1 protein-coding gene is annotated in these 1,457 nt (G+C 39.6%); it reads left to right on the plus strand.

The annotated features are described in order from the left end of the window. Positions 1 to 598 precede the first annotated feature (598 nt). Positions 599 to 1,457 (plus strand): reverse transcriptase N-terminal domain-containing protein (locus H2672_RS19055; protein ID WP_186673976.1); only part of this gene is annotated, 859 nt, incomplete at its 3' end.

Raw genomic sequence — 1,457 nt, forward strand, 5'->3', positions numbered from 1 at the left:
GGGGGTGCGACAAGAAGTGACTTCTTCCGCGCAATGTCAGTGTCTCATTCAAGACTTTCCTAGTTGCATAGGATATTCCCTTCCGAAACTGCATTGTAAGTAATTGTAATGTGGGTTGCATGAGGATGTGCCAAACCGGAACCGTAGTGTCCATGGAGACGGTGGCCAGGGAAAGAGTAGTATGGTTAACGATAAGTGAATCTTTATAAGCATCGTCACCGCAGTCGTTAGGTAAGACACGGTTGTACTAACGTTTAATAGGTTGGGAAAGTATGTTCCCCTATATACTTTCATGCATCCCATAGACCTATCGGTGTATTGAGGAAACCTAACCTACTCGTATCTGACAGAAGTTAAACTTGTTAAGTCCAATTGGGGTCCTTTAATTTAGGTAAGCCGAGCGTAAGCGAAGCCCAATCCCCCAAGTGGATAAAGGAGATTGGAGAAAGCAAATGTCACCATGTCGAAAGGCACCAGGAATCGGAAATAACTGGGTGAATAATGTCTACTGACATAACCTGAAAGGGTGCAGAATTCCAATTGGTGTGCAACATGGGATAAAGCGTTATTGAACATTTTAAAAGGATGGTAACAGACGATGAACACTTCTATAAGGAAGTCCGCATTACCATACATTACTGATTGGGATAGTATTAATTGGTTAAATATTAGTCAGTATGTAAAGAAGTTACAACAACGAATATTCCATGCCGAACGTCTTAGCGACATCCGTAAAGTAAGAAATCTGCAAAGGTTACTAATGAAAAGCCAAGCTGCACTACTTCTCTCAATTCGCAGAGTTACCCAAATTAATAAAGGTAAACGAACGGCTGGGGTTGACGGGTATAAAGCATTGACCCCTCCTGAGAGAGTTGAACTCTACAATAAAATGAAGGACATGAATATCAAGTGCCATAGACCAAAGCCGGCGTATCGAACATACATTAAAAAGAAAAATGGGAAACTTAGACCTCTAGGAATACCGACAATAATTGATAGAGTTTATCAAAACATTGCCAAGTTAGCACTTGAACCACAATGGGAATCCAAATTCGAACCTACTTCTTATGGTTTTAGACCTAAAAGAAATTGCCATGATGCAATTGAAAGAATCCATAACACTGTTGGTAATAAGAAGGTTTGGATATTTGAGGGAGACTTTAAAGGTTGTTTCGATAACTTAAACCATGACTATATTTTGGAACAAATTAAAGGGTTCCCGGTTTTAGGTGTAATGGAAAAATGGTTAAAGGCAGGTTTCGTCGATAACAATGTATTCCATGAATCAGAAGATGGAACTCCTCAAGGTGGTGTCATATCACCAGTTCTAGCTAATATTGCTCTAGATGGTTTAGAAGAACTTCTCAACATAAAATACCGAAAGGTAAAGAGAAGGAATAACAAAATTTCTTATGAAAATCGGACTCAGTATGCCATGGCTAGATACGCAGATGACT

Origin of the sequence: Sporosarcina sp. BP05 (assembly GCF_014282005.1) — a bacterium.
In the GTDB taxonomy this organism is placed as follows: Bacteria; Bacillota; Bacilli; order Bacillales_A; family Planococcaceae; genus Sporosarcina.